Raw genomic sequence first — 2,829 nt, 5'->3', positions numbered from 1 at the left:
GCCTTGAAGGAGGCGTCTCAGACCATTCCATCCGATATGGCGCCAAAAGGTCCACCTGGCTTCCCATCTGCGGGGATTGGGACGGCGACGGGCTGGATGAAATCGGCTTATACAACCCCACGCCCAGCAAATTCTTCCTGAAAAACGACCTGTCCGGCGGTGAGGCGGATATTGTGATCAACTTTGGCCCCTACGGCGGCGGCTGGCTGCCCGGCTCCGGCATATGGGAGACATCGGGCCCGTGAAGCCCGGTTTCCTGAATCTACTGATCATCTGTTTGGGGTAATATGAAAAATTCGAATTATTCTTTACACCTGAAATGTATGGTGTGGGCAGGGGGGGTGTCAAGTTCAAGGTTCAAGGTTCAAGGTTCAATGAATGGAAGCGGTTTGTGCTTTAAAAGCTATATCGGTATATCGGGGTCGGACCAGGATATCGGGGTCGGACCTGATTAACAAACTGATTATAAAATGAATACCTTCAAAACAAGGGCTGTTTTTGGGCCTATATCGATGTTTTTGAGGCCAAAAATGACGATATAGTGATCTTAGCTTTGCCGGCTTACATTACTCAGGGGTTTCTGCATGGATTTTTTGCCAGGGGATGACCTGAATTCCGGAGCGGACAAGTGATTGCGTCCCTCCATAGATCAGGGCTGGATCTTTTGCAGTATTGCCGGCCAGGTCTAGCCATTTCTGAATCCCTTTGAAAAAATCCCGGTTCAAAGTGGCCCCGGATTTTATTTCGATGGGCTGCAGCCTCTGGCCTTTGTCAATCAGCAGGTCGATTTCATTTCCGCTGCGATCTCTCCAGTAATAAACAGGTTCTGAGATACCGGCGTGATAGCGGCTTTTAATGTATTCGCTGATGATGAAGCATTCAAATATTGATCCTCGGAGTGGGTGGGTATTGAGCTGCTCTGAATTCTGAATGGCCAGCAGCCGGGTGCAGAGGCCGGTGTCGAAAAAATAAAGCTTTGGTGATTTGATCAGGCGTTTGTTAAAATTTTGAAAGTGCGGCGGCAGCAGAAAGATCAGAAAGCTGGCTTCAAGCACTGAAATCCACGATTTCGCCGTATTGTGAGTGATGCCGGCATCCGCCGCAAGGTCCGAGAGGTTGAGTATCTGGCCGGTTCTTCCAGCGCAGAGCCTGACAAATCGCCTGAATGTATTAAGATCCCGCACATTAATAAGCTGCCTCACGTCTCGCTCAACATAAGTTTCGATATAATTGTCATACCAGGTGCGGGGTTCGAGATCCCGGTCGTGCACCGGCGGATATAAACCGGTATATAGAACATCGTCGAGAGCCGGCATGTCTTCTGGTTCTGTCCGGTAATATCGCTCTTTTAGAGTAAAGGGCAACAGATGGACAATCGCCATGCGGCCCGCAAGGGATTGGGCAATATTGCTGACAAGGCCGAATTGCTGTGAACCGGTAAGTATAAACCGGCCCATTCGTTTGTCATTATCAACGCGCTCCTGGAGGTATGAAAACAATTCGGGGCAGCGCTGGGCTTCATCAAATACAGCGCCGTCCGGATAGGCTTCCAAAAAGCCACGGGGGTCTTGCGTAGCAAAGTCAAGAATATCAGGGTTTTCCAGGGAGGCGTACGGCCGATCGGGAAACATGCTTTGCATCAATGTGGTTTTACCGGACTGGCGGGGGCCGGAGATCGTAATGACCGGAAAACCTTTACACAATTTTAGGATTGTCTTTTCAGCACTGCGCGGGATCATAGAATGGGCATAATAGTGTTTTTGCGGATTGTCAATGCAATTTACAATCCGCAAAAACACCTGGGAATTCGGAATTAGGGTCGGACCGAGGGATTTACGTGCAATCTCATACATTTGCCTCTCATGGTGCGGGATGCTTACGGGAAAATAGTAAAAGACATATTTTTATGAAACCGATAAACTGAGAAATCTTTCTGGTCAAATGTAACAATATTTCCGACATTGAGTTCTTTTGACAGGGCCACAAGGGTTGCATCCGCAAAGTCCATAGGCAGGTCCTGGTACTTAGCGAGCAAGTTTTTCACCATTTCCAGACTTTCGGTGCTTGCTGGGACCAGGGTGACCGCGCCAGTCAGCACAAAATCGAGCGCGGCCTGCCTTGCCTTTATCGAGAAATCAAGAAGATACAGCACCTCAGTCAGGACTGCTTCCGTCGAAAGGATCTCTCCCTCGTAGTTATTGAGCCATGCCACACATTCTTTGTGGCGCTTTTCACTTTTGTCCAGAAAAGCCACCCACGGCCCGGTATCCAGCAAAACGATCACTGTCCGGATTTATTGATCTTATTCAAAATGTGTTGCCGGTGGCGCTGACCCAGGTCGTTAATACCGCTTTCAGCAATGCCCAGCAGATGGCGCACTTTCTGGTAAGGTTTTCTTTGTCCGCCATCCAGATTTCTTTCAATGTATTCTTTGATTGCCATCCTGGCGATATCGGATTTTTTGAGCCCCGTTGTTTGAGCCAGTTGATTGATTTTTTCACCGTACTCATCGGGTATTCTGATGGTGAGCTGCATGTCCGCCTCCAAATCTGATTTTGTAATCTTTTATAGTCTTTTTGAGTGCGCGTGTCAATTGTGCCCACGAAAAATCGAGTTGTCGAGGGGAGTAGGGAAAGGTTGAGTTGTTGAGGGGTTGAGGGATTAGGGGCGGATTAGGGGGTCGGACCGAATTAACAGTCTGATTATATAATTAATATATTTAAAATGATGGCTATTTTCGGGTCTATATCGATGTTTTTGGGGCCAAAAATGATGATATAGCAAACTCGGCGGCCGATAGGCCTAGCCGACTCAAATGTCGACCAGATT

3 protein-coding genes are annotated in these 2,829 nt (G+C 48.3%); all 3 read right to left on the bottom strand.

The genetic code is table 11. The features are described 5' to 3' along the window. Window positions 1-566 precede the first annotated feature (566 nt). A complete protein-coding gene (locus GF401_12680) occupies window positions 567-1,739 on the bottom strand; it encodes a DUF4143 domain-containing protein (GenBank protein ID MBD3345911.1) in 1,173 nt (390 codons plus the stop codon). 137 nt (window positions 1,740-1,876) lie between these two features. After that, window positions 1,877-2,293 (bottom strand): PIN domain-containing protein, encoded by a 417-nt coding sequence (locus tag GF401_12675; GenBank protein ID MBD3345910.1) that lies wholly within the window; start codon window positions 2,291-2,293, stop codon window positions 1,877-1,879. Beyond that, window positions 2,281-2,535 (bottom strand): ribbon-helix-helix protein, CopG family, encoded by a 255-nt coding sequence (locus GF401_12670; protein ID MBD3345909.1) that lies wholly within the window; start codon window positions 2,533-2,535, stop codon window positions 2,281-2,283. The genes GF401_12675 and GF401_12670 overlap by 13 nt, the downstream gene beginning before the upstream one ends. Between the last annotated feature and the right edge of the window lie 294 nt (window positions 2,536-2,829).

It is taken from the genome of Chitinivibrionales bacterium, from assembly GCA_014728215.1.
Classification (GTDB): domain Bacteria; phylum Fibrobacterota; class Chitinivibrionia; order Chitinivibrionales; family WJKA01; genus WJKA01.
The sequence above is the reverse complement of the archived record's forward strand: the minus strand, read 5'-3'. Positions and strand labels throughout refer to the sequence as shown.